The organism is Paenibacillus oryzisoli (assembly GCF_001653565.1).
GTDB classification, from domain to species: domain Bacteria; phylum Bacillota; class Bacilli; order Paenibacillales; family NBRC-103111; genus Paenibacillus_E; species Paenibacillus_E oryzisoli.
Genome location: NZ_LYPB01000050.1, coordinates 174185 through 193725, shown reverse-complemented (window position 1 = coordinate 193725; position 19541 = coordinate 174185). Strand labels below are relative to the sequence as shown.

The 19541-nt window shown below is 35.0% G+C and carries 17 protein-coding genes; all 17 read left to right on the top strand.

Annotation, left to right across the window (positions count from 1 at the left end; genetic code table 11):
- Positions 1-6 precede the first annotated feature (6 nt).
- The 17 genes from A8708_RS08930 (at position 7) to A8708_RS08850 (ending at position 19494) form a co-directional block, all read left to right on the top strand.
- Complete coding sequence (locus A8708_RS08930; RefSeq protein ID WP_068663152.1) at positions 7-2220, top strand: hypothetical protein; 2214 nt, start codon at positions 7-9, stop codon at positions 2218-2220.
- A gap of 165 nt (positions 2221-2385) precedes the next feature.
- Positions 2386-3393, top strand: a complete 1008-nt coding sequence (locus A8708_RS08925; RefSeq protein ID WP_068663151.1) for a lysylphosphatidylglycerol synthase transmembrane domain-containing protein — start codon at positions 2386-2388, stop codon at positions 3391-3393.
- Positions 3390-4385 (top strand): glycosyltransferase family 2 protein, encoded by a 996-nt coding sequence (locus A8708_RS08920; RefSeq protein ID WP_068663150.1) that lies wholly within the window; start codon positions 3390-3392, stop codon positions 4383-4385. Before A8708_RS08925 ends, A8708_RS08920 begins: the two co-directional genes overlap by 4 nt.
- 13 nt (positions 4386-4398) lie before the next feature.
- Positions 4399-5181: a glucose-1-phosphate cytidylyltransferase gene (gene rfbF / locus A8708_RS08915; protein WP_068663364.1), complete on the top strand. Its 783-nt coding sequence runs from the start codon at positions 4399-4401 to the stop codon at positions 5179-5181.
- Positions 5182-5191: 10 nt separating this feature from the next.
- Positions 5192-6304 (top strand): CDP-glucose 4,6-dehydratase, encoded by a 1113-nt coding sequence (rfbG, locus tag A8708_RS08910; RefSeq protein ID WP_068663149.1) that lies wholly within the window; start codon positions 5192-5194, stop codon positions 6302-6304.
- A 34-nt stretch (positions 6305-6338) separates the two neighbouring features.
- Positions 6339-7298: an NAD-dependent epimerase/dehydratase family protein gene (locus tag A8708_RS08905; RefSeq protein WP_167355865.1), complete on the top strand. Its 960-nt coding sequence runs from the start codon at positions 6339-6341 to the stop codon at positions 7296-7298.
- Positions 7295-8605 carry an NAD(P)/FAD-dependent oxidoreductase gene (locus A8708_RS08900; protein ID WP_068663147.1) on the top strand — a complete coding sequence of 437 codons (1311 nt, stop codon included), beginning with the start codon at positions 7295-7297 and terminating at the stop codon, positions 8603-8605. The genes A8708_RS08905 and A8708_RS08900 overlap by 4 nt, the downstream gene beginning before the upstream one ends.
- Positions 8602-9561, top strand: coding sequence for a lysylphosphatidylglycerol synthase transmembrane domain-containing protein (locus A8708_RS08895; protein ID WP_068663146.1), 960 nt, complete (start codon positions 8602-8604; stop codon positions 9559-9561). The genes A8708_RS08900 and A8708_RS08895 overlap by 4 nt, the downstream gene beginning before the upstream one ends.
- 236 nt (positions 9562-9797) lie before the next feature.
- On the top strand, positions 9798-11222 hold the full coding sequence (locus A8708_RS08890) for an MBOAT family O-acyltransferase (protein ID WP_157264626.1): 1425 nt from the start codon (positions 9798-9800) through the stop codon (positions 11220-11222).
- A gap of 30 nt (positions 11223-11252) precedes the next feature.
- Positions 11253-12782 carry an alginate O-acetyltransferase AlgX-related protein gene (locus A8708_RS08885; RefSeq protein ID WP_167355864.1) on the top strand — a complete coding sequence of 510 codons (1530 nt, stop codon included), beginning with the start codon at positions 11253-11255 and terminating at the stop codon, positions 12780-12782.
- 46 nt (positions 12783-12828) lie between these two features.
- Positions 12829-13572: a sugar phosphate nucleotidyltransferase gene (locus A8708_RS08880; RefSeq protein ID WP_068663144.1), complete on the top strand. Its 744-nt coding sequence runs from the start codon at positions 12829-12831 to the stop codon at positions 13570-13572.
- Positions 13573-13587: 15 nt separating this feature from the next.
- Complete coding sequence (gene rfbC, locus A8708_RS08875) at positions 13588-14133, top strand: dTDP-4-dehydrorhamnose 3,5-epimerase (protein WP_068663143.1); 546 nt, start codon at positions 13588-13590, stop codon at positions 14131-14133.
- Between the two features lie 17 nt (positions 14134-14150).
- Positions 14151-15173, top strand: a complete 1023-nt coding sequence (gene rfbB, locus A8708_RS08870) for a dTDP-glucose 4,6-dehydratase (RefSeq protein ID WP_068663142.1) — start codon at positions 14151-14153, stop codon at positions 15171-15173.
- Positions 15170-16015, top strand: a complete 846-nt coding sequence (gene rfbD, locus A8708_RS08865) for a dTDP-4-dehydrorhamnose reductase (protein WP_068663141.1) — start codon at positions 15170-15172, stop codon at positions 16013-16015. The genes rfbB and rfbD overlap by 4 nt, the downstream gene beginning before the upstream one ends.
- 133 nt (positions 16016-16148) lie before the next feature.
- Positions 16149-17111: a glycosyltransferase family 2 protein gene (locus A8708_RS08860; protein ID WP_068663140.1), complete on the top strand. Its 963-nt coding sequence runs from the start codon at positions 16149-16151 to the stop codon at positions 17109-17111.
- Between the two features lie 103 nt (positions 17112-17214).
- Positions 17215-18081 carry a glycosyltransferase family 2 protein gene (locus A8708_RS08855; RefSeq protein ID WP_068663139.1) on the top strand — a complete coding sequence of 289 codons (867 nt, stop codon included), beginning with the start codon at positions 17215-17217 and terminating at the stop codon, positions 18079-18081.
- 6 nt (positions 18082-18087) lie between these two features.
- A complete protein-coding gene (locus A8708_RS08850) occupies positions 18088-19494 on the top strand; it encodes an undecaprenyl-phosphate glucose phosphotransferase (RefSeq protein ID WP_068663138.1) in 1407 nt (468 codons plus the stop codon).
- Positions 19495-19541: the final 47 nt, after the last annotated feature.

Here is a 19541-nt window from a genome sequence, read left to right as displayed (position 1 = left end):
TGAAATATGTTAAATTTTGACCTTGGATCACTATTATTATATACGTGCAGTTTAACTATCATATTTTTCTCCGGTATTTGGCTTAGTATATTATTAATCCCTACTGTAAATCACAAATACATTATTGAATTTAGTTTTTTGTTAGGAATCTGTTGGTTAATACTTTCAAGCTCTATTTTGAGTTATATTGGATTATCAGTGAAGCAGTTTGCATATTACTTACTAGCTTTTTCGGTATTAATTAGTAGTTTTGCTATATATTTTGCCTATAAGCGCGGTATTATAGTAAAAAGGTTAATTCCATCCAAAGGACAATTGGTTACATATTTAATAGCATTTTCGTCGGGTATAGTAATTTTACTGCCTATCCTTCTTTTCAATGCATTCAATGCATTTATTGACGGATTCACATATGTCTCTATTGCAGATTATTTGCAAAATTTCAGTTATTTTGAAAAGGCAGATCCAAATCCATATTTCCCATCGCTTACACAAATGAGTCTTTATCAGCATTTTGGGTTTAGAATGGGATTCCAATTTATTCTTTCTTTTTTTACAGTACTTTTCAATGAACATTTCTCAATTGCTTTATTTATGCCAGTTTTAGCAGTAGGTCAATTCTGTCTGGTAATTACAATATATTTATTTTGTAGAGTGGGACTAAAGCTTCCCAACTTAGCGGCGATTATTGCTGTAATTTTCACTGCCTTCCATGCAAGCATCCCAATTACTTATTCTTATTTAGGGTTTTCTCCACAAGCATATGGGATTTTTATCGCTTTGTTTTTATTTGTATTATTCTTGAATGTGATTAGTTGGAAAAATAGCTACTCTTTTGTATTAATCACTTCGATTTCACTTTCAACACTGATCGTTACATACAGTGAATTACTCCCATTTATTACATTATCAGTTCTGTTTTTAATGATAAAGTTTGGTATTCAAGTTAAAGAAAAAATAAAATTTATAGTATTTAGATTATTATCAATAATTATTGTGACAACTGGATTATCTAATATTTCGTTGTACAATGCATATAGAGCTATAAAAACTCAATTAAATGCTGTAGTTGGTTGGAACATACCATATACGTTGTGGGATTACATCCTAATCGTGTTTTCTGTTCCAATCGAACTAAAAATTAGGATATCAAATAGCTATCCTCTTTTATATGCTATTCTAACTCTATTTGTTTTTTTAGGGCTTTATTTGATTTTGAAAAATTTCATTAAATCTGTGGAATGGAAAGAACAAATTGGTAACATATTAGTATTGGTAACACCGTTTTTATTGATTATATGCTATTTCTTGTTTTTTGTTAAAAATCCATGGATACCAAATGAAAGAGGACAAACATGGAGCATATATAAGACAGTACAATATTCGTTTGTATTAATTCCACCGATTATAGGTATGACTTTTTACTATGTATACAAACAAGGCAAGCTATATAAATATGCAATGTTATTATCGGGTATTATTTTTGTAATATTCGGGTTATCTACTAGTTATTTTTCCTCTAAGTCTAATGTTCAAGAGATGAGACAATATACTGGTAACACTAATAATCCTTTAGGCCAATATTACTTGCTTTATGATCAATTAAAAGCTAACAATAAACCAATCAACTTAGTAGCCCCAGAAAATCTAGCGAAACATAAACAACTTATCGCTTATTTTTTAAGAGATCATGAGATAATAAGTGATTGGTCAAATGATGGGTATATTTATCCACATTTATTGCCAGAAAACCGATCTCCAAAGATGAAGACAGATGGAGTTATGCTAACATATAGCCCTAGTTCTCCAAATAGAATTGCTAATATGGAAGTTTCCTCATCTAATGTAGTAATTGATTTTAAGTCAGGTGTGTATGATCTAGAAAAAAATGATCTAAGGACCTGGAGATGGGCTTCTGGAACAGTTGATTTGTCACTATTAAATTTTTCAGATGATAAAAAAGAAGTGAAAATATTTTTCGAAATTACTTTACCACCTAGTGTTTCTAAGAGTGAAATTATAGAATTGTGGTATAAAGAGCGATTGATAGAAAAAGTTAATATAGAACCAAACGTTTCACAAAAAATTGATGTTAGTGTTCCAATTGATATAGGTGAAAGTGATATTAATATTAAATTTAGTGGAACCCCCATCAAAGTTGGCTCTGACCCACGTAATTTGGCATTCAATATTATCAATTTTGATTATAATATTGAATAAATATTAGAATTTTTAATAATCAAATGTCAATCTAAGTTATATCTCAAAGGAAATCCAACTTGGTATTTACAAAATCTAAATATAATGGATTGTAATAACCGTAAAATAATTTTCATCAAAATAAGAATATCTAGTTTTTAAAAATATGTAAGTAAGGATATGAAAATGAAAAAAATTCAACTGTTTATTGGTATGTTAATCAGCTTGCTCTTTTTATTTGTATTGTTGCGTAATATTGAGTTCAAACAGGTAGGTCAAATACTTCAAAATATTAATTATCTGATTCTAGTACCTGCCGTTTTTATTCAGTTAATGAGTTATTGGGTTAGGAGTTTACGTTGGTCATTAATGTTAAGGGGTATTAAATATGTAAAATCATCAAATTTATTTCCTATAATATGTATTAGTTATATGGCTAATAATACATTACCTCTTAGACTTGGAGAATTTGTTAGAGCCTACTTAATTGGGCGGAAGGAGGAAATTAGCAAAACTGCAGCGTTCTCAACAGTTATTCTAGAAAGAATTTATGATGGATTAACTTTACTATTATTATTAGGGGTAACATCTATGTTGTTTCCTTTTCCTGATTGGGTAAAACTTATTGGGTATCTAACGGCTATTCTGTTCTTATGTGCTTTAATTTTTGTAATATCAATGGTGATTTTTAAAGAGCACACTCAAAGATTAATTCATTTATGTTGTCGACCTTTAAAGCCGAAAATGGGCGAGAAGATTATCAGTATTTTTGAACAGTTTACAACAGGTTTTGATGTTATTAAAAATAAACGTAATTTATTGCCAATAGCATTCTATTCTATTTTAATTTGGAGTATGGAAGGGTACTTGTTTTATGCGATTGCTGAAGCTTTTGACTTTTCAAGTACTATTTATATAGGAATGTTTGTATTAGTAGTTGTGAATCTTGGAATCATGATTCCTTCATCTCCTGGATATGTGGGAACACTAGAATATTTTTGTTCTAAGGCACTTGAAATATTTAACGTTTCAAAAGAACTATCACTAAGTTATGCACTTGTGTTGAGGATGTTCCAGTATATTCCAATAACCGTTTTAGGTTTTTATTTCCTCCTTCGTGAGGGAATTAGCATCTCACAAATGATAAAAATGAATAATTCCAATAATAGAGAAATGAGGGAGAGCCAAAAGTGAGTAAAAGATTAATATCAATTGTTGTACCTGTTTATAACGAAGAGTTGAATATTCGACGTATGTATGATCGTGTTACTGATGTGTTCAAGAATTTAAAGAATTACAATTATGAATTAGTTTATGTTGATAACTGCAGCACAGATAGAACAATTGAAGAAATTAAATTATTGACTGAAATAGACATTAATGTGTGTGGGTTATCTATGGCTCGGAATTTTGGCAGTTCTCAGCCCAGTACAATAGCTGGTATCCATTATGCTAAAGGTGATGCGGTCGTATTAATTGATGGTGACATCCAAGACCCCCCAGAGATGATTCTAGATTTTGTTGCAAAATGGGAAGAAGGATACGATGTTATCTACGGCATCAGAACAAAGCGAAAAGGCTCTATATTGCGAAGAATAGGTTATAAAGCATTCTATAGAATATTTAAAAAAATGTCGTACATTGATATGCCATTAGATGCTGGCGATTTTGGTCTGATGGATCGTGTTGTCGTCGAAGAAATAAAGAAATTAAAAGAAGTAGAGATTTTCTTTAGAGGCATTAGAGCATGGATTGGATTTAGACAGACAGGTATTGAATATACTAGAGATGATAGAGAACTTGGACAAACCTCAATACCATTTTTCGCTAATCTAAAGTGGGCCAAGATGGGGATTTTTAATTTCTCTTATAAACCCTTAGAGTGGATATCTAATTTTGCTTTTATTGTAACTCTTATATCTTTAATAGGTATAGTGTATTATGTATTTCTTCATTTCTTCAAACCAGATACTCCATATGGATTTTCAACGATTATAGTGCTTGTTTTATTTTTAGGAGCTGCTCAATTATTATCTCTAAGTATTATAGGAGAGTATGTCGCTCGAATATTTAATGAAACTAAGGGAAGACCGCGGTATATTGTTAGAGAAGTAATACGCCAAAATGATCAACATCCATATGTGTATACTAATGAAGTAGCAGCCGGACTAGGGGAGCAGAACTAATATGATGAAAGATATTCCAGTAGTTTTATTGTGTGGGGGAAAAGGGACAAGAATAAAGGAAATGACAGAGACAATTCCTAAGCCATTAGTTGAAATTGGCGGGAAGCCAATATTGTGGCATATTATGAAAATATATTCATCATATGGATTTGTTAATTTCAACCTATGTTTAGGTTATAAAGGGCAAAAGATAAAGGAATATTTTTTGAATTACGATTTACTGAATAGTGATATTACATTAGATTTAGGTAATAAGAACAATTTAAATATTCACAATCTTCACAACGAGAAGGATTGGAAAGTTACGCTGGCAAATACTGGTGAAGATAATATGACTGGCTCAAGAATAAAGCAAATTGAAAAATATATAAAAGGTGATGTCTTTATGTTGACGTATGGTGATGGGGTATGCAACGTAGATATTAATCGCTTATTAGATTTCCATTATTCTCATGGAAAGATTGGGACAGTAACTGGTGTGAGACCGCCTTCAAGATTCGGTGAACTATTGTTGGACGGAGAAAAAGTAGAGAGTTTTAGTGAAAAACCACAAACCTCTGAAGGCCGCATCAATGGAGGATTCTTTATTTTTAATAGAGAAATTTTCAACTATGTAAGTGAGGATGAAGATTGCATCTTTGAAAGAGAACCATTAGAGCGGTTGTCAGAAGACAATGAGCTCATGATGTACAGACATGATGGATTCTGGCAATGTATGGATACACTTAGGGATATGCAATATCTTGAAAAGTTATGGCAAGAAAAGAATACTCCTTGGAATGTATGGGATAAGTAAGGGGAACGTTATGTTTAATAATTTCTATAGTGGTAAACGCATATTAGTTACAGGACATACTGGCTTTAAAGGCTCATGGCTTACCATATGGCTTCAAAAGCTTGGAGCTGAGATCATTGGTTACTCGCTTGCCCCATACAGTGAACTAGACAATTTTGTGGTATCAGGGCTAGAAGATCGTATGACAGATATTCGTGGTAATATCTTAGATTTTGCAAAACTTCAAGAAGCATTTGAAATTCACAAACCGGACATGGTATTTCATTTAGCAGCACAACCTCTCGTTCGAATGTCATATGATATCCCAAGACAAACTTTTGAAGAAAATGTAATGGGAACAATCAATGTTCTCGAGTGTGTTAGAACGAGTTCAAGTGTTACAAGTTGTATATGCATTACGAGTGATAAATGCTATGACAATAAAGAGTGGGTATGGGGTTATCGCGAGAATGATTCTATGGGAGGATACGACCCCTATAGTGCTTCCAAAGGGTGTGCTGAACTTGTGATAAGTTCATATATAAATTCCTTTTTTAATCCTAATCAATTTTCAGTTCACGGTAAGGTTGTAGCATCAGTTAGAGCTGGTAATGTTATTGGAGGAGGAGACTGGTCCAAGGATCGAATCATTCCAGATTGTATGAGGGCTTTGGATGGTAATGTTCCAATAGAAGTGAGGAGTCCTCAATCAATTCGCCCATGGCAACATGTATTGGAGCCAATTAGTGGATATTTATTAATTGGTTCGAGATTGCATGCAAATCCAAAAAAATATTCAGGTGGTTGGAATTTTGGACCAGATAATGAATCAATCATTACTGTGGGTCAAGTTGTAAAGAAGATTCTCAATCACTTTCCTAATGGATCTTGGGTTGATAAGTCCAATCAGAATGAACTTCATGAAGCTAAGTTACTTAACTTAGATTGCAGCAAGGCAAATTTCCTTCTAGGTTGGAAGCCTTCATTAAATATTGAAGAGTGTATAGCTCTTACTTGTGAATGGTACAGAGAATATCATCAAACAGACTCATACAAATTATGTTCGAATCAAATCGATTATTTTGTAGATAAATTCATTCAAAAAAATGATGATTGGTCACATTATGTTTCTGTAAAGACTTAAACCTTGGTGTTTAAGTCTTAGGTTACTTATTGAGGTGAATAATTTGATTTTAGTAGCAAAAAAAGACAAACGGATTCTAATTACGGGTGCCAGCGGGTTTGTAGGTAAGAGACTAATATCTTTTTTTGTGAATAACAACTATTCTCAAATTTATGCGATTTCAAGAGACTTGCATAATGAAAAACAAAAAAAAGATAATGTGAGCTATATTTCCTGTGATTTAGAAGACAGTGAGCAAATTAGTTGTTTGTTAACTGAAATAAGGCCTCATTATATATATCATCTCGCCGCAGATACGAGACCAAGTCGAGAACTTAAGGATTTACATAGTATGATTCAATCCAATATAATGGGCACCACGAATTTATTATCAAGTATTGTAAAAGTTTCTTTAAATATTGAATGCGTAATCTTGGCAGGCACTTGTGAAGAATATGGTTTGAATAATCAGCCTTTCGATGAGAATATGGTAGTAAGCCCAATTTCCATGTACTCAGGAACAAAAGCTGCAGCAAACGCAATTACGAAAATGTTTCACAATCTATTTCAGGTCCCTATTGTGATCGTGAGGCCATCACTTATTTATGGTCCTGGACAAAGTGAACGATTTTTTATCCCACAGGCAATAGGAAAGTTATTAAATCATCAGGATTTTCACATGACTCTAGGTGAGCAAACGCGAGATTTTATATATATTGATGATGTTGTAGAGGGACTAGTAAGAATAAGTGAATGCAAGACTCTTATTGGTGAAACTGTAAATTTAGCTTACGGCAGCAGTTACAGTTTGAAGAAAATAGTTGATAAATTGTTTAGTTTCGTCAACTCAAATAGCAAAGTATATTATGGTTCTGTCCCATATCGGCCAAGTGAGATCATGAGTTTTGATGTTAGTAATCAAAAATTATTTACTCATACAGGTTGGAAGCCTCAAATTACCATTGAGGAAGGAATTGATAAAACCGTTGCCTACTCGAAAGGAGAATCGTTTTGAAGATAGCAATTATTGGTGGAGGAATAGCTGGAATGTCTTCAGCTTATTATCTCAATAAATTTTACCCTAATGCACAAATTGAAATTTATGAGAGGAGTAGTGAAATAGGAGGATTGGCAGGAGCAATAGTAATAGGCAATACACATATTGAGAAGTATTATCACCATCTTTTTACGCATGATAAATACTATCTCGAATTGGTCAAAGAATTAGGATTAGAAGATAAGTTGATTTGGAAAGAATCCAAAGTAGGATTTTATTATAAAGGTGTTAGTTATCCGTTTACTACAGCAATTGATTTAATTAAGTTCAAACCATTAAGTTTCTTTAACAGAATACAGGTAGGATTATCGTCACTTCTGATTTCGAAGTACAAAAATGTTGATAAATTAGAAACGATGACTACGGAGCAATTTCTTACAAAATATGTTGGTAGACAAGGCTGGGAAATTATATGGAAGCCAATGTTGAAAATTAAATTTGGGGATAATTACAATAAAATCCCAGCAGTATGGATTTGGGAACGAATCGTTCAAAGATTTAGATCTAGATCTGGTGGAGGACAAAAGGAACTGCTTGGTTATATGAAAGGGAGTTTCCATACTTTAAATCAAAAGTTGTTAGAAACATTAGAAAGTAAAAAAATAAAGTTACACGTAAATGCTAATGTTGAAGAAATTGTTATTGAAAATGGAGTTAGTAAAGGTTTAAAAGTTGATGGAAACTTTCATGAGTTCGATTTAGTTGTTTGTACTGCTGCGTTGCCAGTATTTGTGAATCTAATTAAGGAAGCACCGCAAGCATATATTGAGCCTTTGAAACAAATTAAATATGACTGTGCATTAGTTGTAATGATGACTTTGGAAAAGAAGTTAAGTGATTTATATTGGCTTAATATTGCAGATAATGAAATTCCATTTGGTGGACTTATTGAGCATACAAATTTTATTCCAAGTGAAGAGTATGGTGGAAAGACAATTTTATATTTCTCAAAATATTTAAGTATAGATCATCCCCTATTATCAGCGAAGAATGAGGATATCATTAAGCAGTACGTTGAACAATTGCTCAAAATATACCCTGATTTTGATCCATCAAGTATAGAAAGTTATGTAGTATCAAGAGATCGTTATGCTCAACCTATTTGGCCTATGAAATATTCGAAGTTCAAGCCAACGTATCAAACTCCGATTAGTAAATTGTTTTTGTCAAATACATCACAGATATATCCAAATGATCGTGGAATGAATTTTAGTGTCAAGCTAGGAAAAGAAGTGGCTGAGGCAATTAAAAAAGCAGAATCATGAAACTAGCTAACCTCATTTCAAAAGCGATTATCATGTTCTCTGTCTGTATGGTTTTGTACTTAATGTTTATATTTTGGGGAGATTATCAAAGCATAAAAAACATTATTTGCCAAATCCATTTTCATGAATATTTTCTAGCTATTTTAGCTTCGTTATGTGGTATCCTCATTCGAATTATTAAATGGGACTTTATGATAAAGCAATTAGAAATTCGTATTCCCAAAACAGAAAGTAGTCATGTATTTTTGTTTGGTTTAGGATTTAGCATTACTCCTGGAAGAATAGGTGAACTGATAAAATCCTATATTCTATTTCGTAAACATAACGTGGATGTTAGAGTTAGTGCACCAGTTATTGTGGTGGATCACCTTACAAATTTTATATCGTTAAGTTTAATTGTTACAAGTGGTATTGGTTATATTGCATTAGGAGCAAAGTCAGCTTCAATAATAATTGGTGTTTTTTTGTTAAGTATCTTTGTATTACAAAAAAAAACTCTAATTATGCCCTTAATTAAGAAGATTACATCCGTTGGTAAACTTACCAAATTTCAATTAACTTTGAGTAAGTTATATAGAAGCTCTCACTCACTTTTGAGAGTTTGGCCTCTAATTGTTACGATTGTACTTACATTAATTGGTTGTATATTTGAAGCAGTCCCACTATGGATTTTTATTAAGGCACTAGATTTAAGTTTATCCTATCGAGATATATTGTTTGTATTATCGACAGGTACAATAGCTGGTACCCTTTCTATGTTTCCAGGAGGTATAGGAGTTGCAGATACTAGTGTAATTGGTTTACTGATGCAATTGGATATTCCTAAATCTATGGCGGTATCAATTTCACTGCTCGAGCGACTGATAGTTGTCTGGTTGGGAGTGCTGATTGGTTTAATAACTGTGATTTCCTTGAAGAGTCGTTACTTGGCAAGTAACAATAATGATAATAGTTAGAGATATGGCAAATATAAGATATATAATAAGATTCAGATCATCATGTGATGTATTTTATAAAAATTATTCCATTAACCAAAAAGACTTTATTGCATTAAACCCGATGTCTTGATGATAATCGGGGCTTTGTATTGCTCAAGAAAAAAGTTAGAAGTAAAGCAAGCACATATGTTAAGTGAGGCTAAATTATATTCCCATTTCAAATTATCTTACGATGAAAGGGCGGAAGTTAACGCGTGGTTTTTTCTTCACCCATATTTTTATTTCTTTTTGCTCCTATTTTTTTTATTGCATATTTTTTAACTGTGAGAAAATATCGTAATTTAGTAGCATTAATTGGTAGTGTTTTATTTTATTCATGGGGGGGACCAGCATTTCTATCAACTTTACTTATTTCTTTGTTGATTGATTGGCATATTGTTAACTCCATGAACAAAGAAAAAGATAAGAGTATTAGAATGTTCTATTTTTTGTCTGCTTTAATAATGAACATTGGACTACTTTTATATTTTAAATATAGTAATTTCTTTGTTGAAAATATAAATTCAATCTTAATTGACTTACACATTGAGCCTATCAAATGGGCTGTAGTCTTGTTACCAATTGGAATTTCATTTATTGTTTTTCACAAAATCAGTTATATTATTGAGGTATTTAGAGATGAAAAAAAACCAACTGATAAAATGGTTGATTACTTCCTTTACATTCTCTTTTTTCCTATGTCGATTGCAGGACCAATTATTAAGTATCAGGATATCTCAGATCAAATAAAATACAGAGAATACCGATTTGAAGATATCATGTATGGATCTTACAGATTTTCAATTGGGCTTTTTAAAAAGGTCTGGATAGCGGATAATGTAGCAATTATTGCTGATGAGTTATTTAAAGTTCCACCTGATAGTTTAAGTATAGGATATGCATGGATTGGTGTTATATGTTACGCAGTTCAAATATATTTTGATTTTTCTGGATATGCTGATATGGCAATTGGATTAAGTAGAATCATGGGGTTCAAGGTAATGGAGAATTTTAACATGCCTTATTTATCTCAAAATATCTCTGAATTTTGGAGAAGGTGGCATATTTCTCTTTCGTCTTGGATGAGGAATTATATTTATATTCCACTAGGCGGGAATAGACGCTCTAAAATCAGAAGTTTTTTTAATTTATGGGTTGTCTTCTTTATTTCTGGAATTTGGCATGGGGCAAACTGGACATTTGTAGTGTGGGGAGTACTCCATGGAATACTCATTATATCGGATAAATTATTTTGGTTGAATTTTTCCAAAAAAATCCCTAAGCTATTGAATATTTTAATTACATTTGTATTTGTATTAATCACTTGGGTATTCTTCAGAGCTGATAGTATCGGACATGCTTTAGGATATTTGAAATCAATGTTTAATATTTTTTCAAAACAATCGGTTTTTCTTACACCGACTTTATATACAGATCGCAGTATTGTTTTAATAATAATTTTTTCGCTTGTCATAACATTTTTACCTGCACTTAATTTTTATACTTATTTAGAGAATAAATCCAGTAGGCTGCTGTTTTCAAAATATTTTATGATGCCTTTTTCAATTTTTATATTACTAATTTCAATCATTAAATGTGTTACTAACTCATTCAGTCCTTTTATTTATTTTCGATTTTAAGAAAACAGGTGAACAATGAAATTTTTTACGATGAAAATATCTTATATTCTTTTGCTCTTAGTAATGAGTTTACTTCCATTATTACAAATGAAATATGATATATTTACTAAGATGACGCTAAATGGAGTTACTCAACGAGTAGAATTTCCTAAGCTTTCATATAATAGTTTTATTTCAGGAGAATATCAAAAGAAATTTGAGATGTGGTTTAACCAAAATTTTGGATTAAGAGAGTATTACGTAAAAATAAATAATCAAATATACTACAGTTTGTTTAATCAGACACCTCCAAATAGTCAAGTAATGATTGGGAAGGAAAAACAATTATTTGAAAAAGCCTATATAAATGAATATTTGAATATCATTCAACCAATTACTCCGGAATTGCTTGAGAAAAAAGTGATTGAATTGAAAAAGCTTCAAGATTTATTGCAATTGAGAGGGAAACCTTTTTTGCTGTTTATTACGCCAAGTAAAGCTGCGATTTATCCTGAATACATCCCTGATCAATTGAAAGTACTTCAGAAGAATAAATCAAGAAATTATGATACCATCATTCCTTTACTCAACAAGTACGGTGTAAACTATGTCGATGGTCATAAAATCACAATTGCGCATAAAAACTCTGGAAAATATCCTATGTTTCCGCAAGGTGGTACGCATTGGAATCTACTTGCGAGTTATTATTCGTCTAAAGCAGTATTAGATAAACTAGAACAAATCACTCAGAAAAAATTTATTAGTCTTGAAAGTAGCAGTGTAACAGAAACGATACCAACTGGTTTTGATCGTGACTTAGCTAATTTAATAAACGTATGGAATACTCCATTGGAGTATAAGACTGTTGTCCCCAAGCTAGTCGATAATAGAACTGGGAATGAATTTATACCAAATATCTTGATGGAAGGTGGGAGTTTTTCTTTTCAGTTTGTTGATATTTTGCATCAGGTCAATGCGTTCAAACAATTAGACTTCTACTATTATTACCATACATCTTATCAATATAAAGAAGGTACAGAAGCAAGAATACTAGGAGATTTAAATGGAGTAGACTGGAAAGATGTTATGAACCATGATGTTTTTATAATTGAGATGAATGAACAAAATATTCCCAAATTATTGCAGAAAGATGGCTTCTTTCAAGATGCAATAAATTATTTAGAACCAATTAATTTGAGTTTCTCAAAAGTAAACAATGAATATGTTGAGATTACAACAATTAATGGTATGAATGGATTTATATTTAAGAAAGGAGCTAATGGTAATAGTACATTATTCATTGAGAGTGATAAAATCAAGCTGATCCCAGGTACCGAATATACATTGAGTTATAAAGCTAGTGGGTTTAATAGCTTGAAAGTTGATTTATATCCTGATGATTTACCTCAAAAATTTCAGAATGATATTTCAGAATATCCAAAAGAATTTAAGTTTGATTTTAAATCGGATAGTCTTAATATGAGATCAGCATCGTTACGGTATTTCATCGATGGTTTACCTGGTACAACTGATAAAGACACTGTTGTGTATGATATTAAGCTTGAGATTAAAAATAAATAAATGCTTGAGCTTTGATTTTAAAAATAATGTAATACGGAGATAAAAGATGAAAGGTATCATACTTGCAGGCGGCACCGGATCCCGTTTATTCCCATTAACTAAAGTTACAAACAAACACCTATTACCCGTAGGTAAATATCCAATGATTTTCCACTCAATTTATAAACTAAAAGAAGCGGGAATCCAAAACTTCCTAGTTGTAACCGGAATCGAACACATGGGTGATGTGGTTAGCCTATTGGGTAGTGGTCGTGATTTTGGGGTTAATTTTACTTTTAAAGTCCAAGACGAAGCAGGTGGAATTGCTCAGGCACTTGGACTTGCAGAGCAATTTGTTGGAGATGACCAAATGGTAGTTATACTTGGTGATAATGTTTTTGAAGATAGCATTGTACCTTATGTGAATAATTTTCGTGATCAACAACAAGGTGCCAAAATCCTCATTCAACAAGTTGAAGATCCCCAACGTTATGGTGTTCCTGAGTTACATGGAGATAAGATTATTTCAATTGAAGAAAAACCAAAACACTCCAAAAGTAGTTATGCTGTAACAGGTATATATATGTACGACAGTTCCGTGTTTGAAATAATCAAGACTTTGAAACCTTCAAATAGAGGAGAACTCGAAATCACTGATGTGAACAACGCATATATAAAAAAAAATCAACTCACCTATGATATCCTTCAAGGTTGGTGGACAGATGCGGGTACACATGCCTCTTTAGCCAAAGCGAATGAATTGGCGAAAGATCTGTTGTTTGGTGAAGAGTTTGGAAAACTTAAATGTTAAGAGGTGCTCTAGCTTATGAAAAAGATTTCTACAAAGCTACAGGGACTTTATCTCGTTGAACCCGATGTCTTTGGAGACCATCGGGGTTTTTTTATGGAGAGCTACAGCAGCTCGAAGTTTGCTGAGGTGGGCGTGGATCATCTTTTTGTTCAAGATAATCATTCCCTGTCCGTTGAAGCTGGTGTACTGCGTGGACTTCACTATCAGTTAAATCCAAAAGCACAAACAAAGCTCGTTCGTGTAGCTGCAGGTGCCATTTACGACGTAGTAGTGGATATCCGTAAGAACTCACCTACATTCGGACAATGGTTAGGTGTCATTCTTAGCGAAGCCAATAAACGACAGCTATTAGTTCCTCAAGGCTTCGCCCATGGCTTCTGTACGATTGTTCCAAATACCCAGGTCCTCTACAAAGTGGACGAGTATTACTCTACTGAACATGATCGAGGTATTCTCTGGAGTGATCCTTCCTTAGGAATTGAGTGGCCAATATCAAATCCGATTCTATCGGATAAGGATCAGAAGCATCCACTGCTTCAAGATGCGGAAATTAACTTTTAAATAGGAGTTTTATGTACATGAATATTCTTGTAACAGGCGGAGCCGGATTCATCGGCAGCAACTTCGTGCACTACATGTTGGGTCGCTATCCTAGTTATGAAATCATCAATTTGGATGCCCTAACGTATGCAGGCAATTTAGAAAATTTAACTTCGATTCAAGATAGTTCCCACTATACATTTGTAAAAGGGGACATTGCGAATTCCGAACTAGTAAACAGTTTGTTCGAAAATGGAATCGACACGGTTGTTCATTTCGCCGCGGAGTCGCATGTCGATCGAAGTATTCTTGAACCAGACATTTTTGTGAAAACGAATGTGCTGGGTACTCAGGTCTTGTTGGAAGCTGCGCGTAAAAATGCTGTGAAGAAATTTGTTCATGTTTCAACAGATGAAGTGTACGGATCTCTTGGTGAGACAGGTCTCTTTACAGAAGATACACCACTTACACCGAATAGTCCCTATTCAGCCAGTAAAGCAGGATCTGATCTATTGGTACGTTCTTATCATGAAACATTTGGACTTGATGTGAATATCACGCGTTGCTCCAACAACTATGGTCCCTACCAATTCCCTGAAAAGTTAGTTCCTTTGATGATTGCCAATGCTTTAAGTGACAAGTCTCTACCTGTATATGGTGACGGACTTAACATTAGAGATTGGCTTTATGTTGAGGATCACTGCACCGCGATCGATTTGGTTCTACATAAGGGAGTTAGTGGTGAGGTTTATAATATCGGTGGAAATAACGAACGTACAAACATTCAAATTATTCAAACGATTCTTCGCGAGCTAGGCAAGTCTGAGTCTCTGATGCAATTCGTCAAAGATCGCCCGGGACATGATCGACGTTATGGGATTGACGCTACCAAAATTACAACTGAACTTGGCTGGAAGCCAAAACATAATTTTGAGACGGGTATTCATGAGACGATTCATTGGTATCTGAACAATCAAGACTGGTGGAAACGAATTCAGACGGGTGAATATCAAAAGTATTTTAATGAGCAATACAGTTCTCGTTTAGGTCAACAAGTATGAGGATCGTCGTAACGGGTGCGAATGGGCAGCTTGGACAAGATATTGTTAGGTTGTTAGAAGCTCAGCATGAGGTTTATGGGTTAGCGAGAGAACAACTCGATATTACGAATGAGGGTCAATGTTTAGAGGTAATTCAGCGTCTAAAGCCAGAAGTTGTTATCCATAGTGCTGCTTATACGGCAGTTGATCTTGCGGAGTCTAATGAAGAGGATGCCTTTCGAGTAAATTCAGATGGAACCAGAAATCTAGCAATTGCTGCTGAGAAAATCTGGGCCAAGTTTGTATACATTAGTACGGATTATGTATTCGATGGGAAGGCTACGCAATCCTACATTGAGGGCGACACCACAAATCCACAGAGTGTATACGGGAAGTCCAAAAGAGCTGGAGAACTCCATGTTCAAGACATCTCGTCAAAATATTTTATTGTAAGAACGTCTTGGGTCTATGGCATGTACGGTAAGAACTTCGTGAAAACAATGTTAGAATTATCTAGAACTCGTGATTCAATAAAGGTTGTAAGTGATCAATTTGGATCACCAACATACACAGTCGATCTTGCCCTTTTTCTTGAGGAACTCATCCAGACAGATCGTTATGGCATTTATCACGCATCTAATACCGGTTTCTGTTCATGGTATGACTTTGCTTGTGCCATTTTTGAAGAAAGAGGTATAACGATGAAGGTCGAGCCGTGCACCACGGAAGAATTTCCGCGACCCGCTCCGCGACCACGATATTCAGCTATGGAGCATAAGGCGATCCGAGCAAATGGATTTGAAGATTTACGTGCATGGCGGGAAGGTCTTAAGGCTTTTTTACAAGAACTTGAGGAAGTTTAATTAGGTGTGTGAGCTATCATTATGCTTAGGTGCATACTGATAGCTTTTTTGTTTCAAATTTCTTGCTGGAATATGTCGTTTTGTTTTGGCAATCAATTCCGTATAATGAATAGGTAGAGGAGGCTGATTTAGTTTGGAAGCCAGCAACAAACGGACAGTCAGTGTCCATATTGTAACCTATAACAGCGCTGAACATATTGAAGATTGCTTGGAATCCGTAATGAGACAATCTCATTCCATTGACCAAATCATTGTCATAGATAACGCATCCAGAGATTACACCTTACATACGCTGGCAAAATGGCAAGAGAAATGCTCAATCATTAAAAACAATCAAAACAACGGCTTCGCCGGCGCTCACAATCAAGCTATCCGTCTAACGGAAACGGATTATTGCTTAATCCTCAATCCAGACGTCATCCTTGAACCAGATTATGTGCTCAACACTATCCTGGCACTACAGAATAACCCACAAGCAGGAAGTGCAACTGGTAAACTACTTTTCAAAGCATCACCTCACCACATAGACAGTACCGGACTCATCATCAATAAAGCGCGAAGAGCCTTCGACCGCGGTGCTCACCAGTCTAGTGATCATTTTCAACTCCCCGAAGAAGTATTCGGTGTCTCAGGTGCCGCGGCCATGTACTCACGCGAAATGATCAATGACATTAGCATCAATGGAGAGTTTTTTGACGAGGATTTCTTCGCCTACAAAGAAGATGTAGATGTAGCATGGCGAGCGCAATTGTTAGGTTGGAAGGCACTCTATGAGCCAACAGCGATCGCCTATCACGAACGTGGCTGGAAAGAGGGCGGGAGGAGCAGCAAGCCACTTTTTGTAAGAAGGCTTTCCTACATTAATCGTTATAAAATGATGGTGAAGAACGATGACATCAAGACCGTTATGAAGCAGTTCTTCCCGCTATTCGTTTATGAATGCCTTAGTCTCGTATATTCACTCATCCGTGAACCCAAATTACTAGGGGCTTGGATGGATTTTTATCGCAAGTACCCTGAGCTGAAAAACAAGAGAAGCTTAATTCGTTCGAAACAAATACAAGCATCATCCGAAGTGAATAAATGGTTTGAATAAAATAGTTACTTAAGATTAGCAGCCGCTAGTCTTATTTTTTTAGGCGTAATTTAATATTCACGTGCTATACTAAGTATAATCAATTAATAAATGAGGTCATCCCTTGGATTTATCCATTATCATCGTAAACTACAAAACGAAGAATCTAACTCTAGCCTGTATCGAATCAGTTTTCTCATCAATTACATCATATAACTATGAAATTATTCTTATTGATAATGCATCTAACGATGGCACTATTCAATCTGTGAATGAGCAGTACCCTGAAGTGGTTACTATCGCTAATAAAGAGAACGTAGGCTTCTCCCGCGCCAACAACCAAGGCATTCGCATTGCCAAAGGTCGTTACGTCCTGCTCCTGAACTCCGATACCATTGTTCAACAAGATACTATCCAAACAATGCTGCATTTCATGGACGAGAACCCTATTGTAGGGGCCAGTGGCTGCAAAATCGTGCTACCGGATGGTACACTCGATAAAGCCTGCAAGAGGGGATTCCCAACGCCTTCAGCATCGTTCTACTATGCTTTCGGATTTGCCAAACTATTTCCGAGAATCCGCAGATTTAATCAATATCAGCTTGGTTATTTAGATCCTGACCAACAGTATCCGATCGACTCACTAGTTGGAGCGTTCATGCTTGTACGCCGGGAGACGATCGAGCATGTCGGGATGTTGGATGAGGAATTTTTTATGTATGGTGAAGATATCGACTGGTGTTACAGAATTAAGGAAGCGGGTTGGGTGAATTATTATTACCCTAGAACTCAGATTGTTCATCATAAAGGGGCTAGCAGCCGAAGAAAGCCTTATAAGATCATCTATGAATTTCATAGAGCGATGATTTTGTTCCATAATAAGCACTATCGTAAAAAGTATTCTTGGCTGACAAATGCCATGGTATACATAGGTGTAGGCGTGAAGTTCGGCCTGTCGCTTGCTCGAAATAAATTACGTCCAACGAGGTGATCCTGTTTGATTCGTCAGAGTCAAGGTTTCTTAACCCAACTATACGCTTTGGCTGATTTCATATGCATCCAGCTCGTGTTTCTCTTTTCTTGGTGGCTTAAGTTTAAAAGTGGATGGATTCCATACGGCTCGCCGCTGCCTTTTAAACACTATGTGATGTGGAGTTTAACTTACGCGATTATCGCTATTTTTATCAGTTATGTGGTGAATTTCTACACTCCGAAGAGAAGAAAACGGTTTTCTTTTGAGGTTTTGAAAATCATTCAAGTACATGCGTTCAGTTTACTGATGCTGCTTAGTGTGCTTTTTATCCTCAAAGAAGTCGATGTATCTAGAGCATATCTCTTGCTATTCCTGGTCAATAACATCCTTGTCATTAGCTTTTACCGCTATATGATCAAGATTTCACTGAAGCGTGCTCGGCAAAAAGGTTATAACAAACAATTCATCCTCATTCTCGGTGCTGGCTCGCTTGGCCGCAAGTTCTATACGAAGCTGAAGCAGCATCCGGAGCTGGGGTATGAAGTGGTTGGATTCCTTGACGATTACCAAGAGAAGCATGAGGTGACGTATCAGGGTTATAAACCGATCATTGGGAAAATTGATGAGTTGGAGTCGATTCTGAATGATCGCATCGTGGATGAGGTCATTATTGCGCTTCCCCTGGATGCCCATCAGAAGTTCGGCAGTATTATTAATGTTTGTGAAAAAATTGGCGTCAAAACGCTGATTATCCCTGATTTTTATGACTTCCTGCCTTCGCGGCCGTACTTTGATAATTTTGCGGATATGCCACTAATTAATGTGCGTGATATTCCTTTGGATGAATTCCGTAATCGATTGTTCAAGCGTGCATTTGATATCGTTTTTGCCATTATAGCAATCCTAATCACATCTCCTGTTATGCTAGCAGCAGCTATCTCGATCAAACTCACTTCCGAAGGCCCGATCATTTTCAAGCAAGAGCGAGTTGGCCTGAACCGCAGGCGCTTTATGATGTATAAGTTTCGCAGTATGAAGAACCTTGGAGACAAGGTTTCTAATACGGAGTGGACGGTGGAGAACGATCCGCGGCGAACGAAGGTCGGTACATTTTTACGTAAAACGAGTCTGGATGAGCTGCCGCAGTTTTTCAATGTACTTTTTGGACATATGAGTGTGGTTGGGCCAAGGCCAGAGCGTCCTTATTTCGTGGAACAATTTAAAGAGGAAGTACCGAAGTATATGGTGAAGCATCATATCAGGCCTGGAATTACGGGATGGGCGCAGAGCAACGGTTTGCGTGGCGATACATCGATCGAGGAACGAATTAAGCATGATATTTTTTACATCGAAAATTGGACTTTTTTATTTGATATTAAAATAATTTGGAGAACTGTCGTTAAGGGTTTTATTAATAAGAATGCCTATTAGCTAAAAAAATATTGAAACGACCGCATGATTCGCCAACATTTTCCCCA

Excerpts from the sequence above, each read along its gene's own strand:
- A8708_RS08880 (WP_068663144.1), top strand. The coding sequence starts at position 12,829 with ATGAAAGGTATCATACTTGCAGGCGGCACCGGATCCCGTTTATTCCCA.
- A8708_RS08885 (WP_167355864.1), top strand. The coding sequence starts at position 11,253 with ATGAAAATATCTTATATTCTTTTGCTCTTAGTAATGAGTTTACTTCCA.
- A8708_RS08895 (WP_068663146.1), top strand. The coding sequence starts at position 8,602 with ATGAAACTAGCTAACCTCATTTCAAAAGCGATTATCATGTTCTCTGTC.
- A8708_RS08930 (WP_068663152.1), top strand. The coding sequence starts at position 7 with ATGTTAAATTTTGACCTTGGATCACTATTATTATATACGTGCAGTTTA.
- rfbD (WP_068663141.1), top strand. The coding sequence starts at position 15,170 with ATGAGGATCGTCGTAACGGGTGCGAATGGGCAGCTTGGACAAGATATT.
- A8708_RS08925 (WP_068663151.1), top strand. The coding sequence starts at position 2,386 with ATGAAAAAAATTCAACTGTTTATTGGTATGTTAATCAGCTTGCTCTTT.
- rfbB (WP_068663142.1), top strand. The coding sequence starts at position 14,151 with ATGAATATTCTTGTAACAGGCGGAGCCGGATTCATCGGCAGCAACTTC.
- rfbG (WP_068663149.1), top strand. The coding sequence starts at position 5,192 with ATGTTTAATAATTTCTATAGTGGTAAACGCATATTAGTTACAGGACAT.
- rfbC (WP_068663143.1), top strand. The coding sequence starts at position 13,588 with ATGAAAAAGATTTCTACAAAGCTACAGGGACTTTATCTCGTTGAACCC.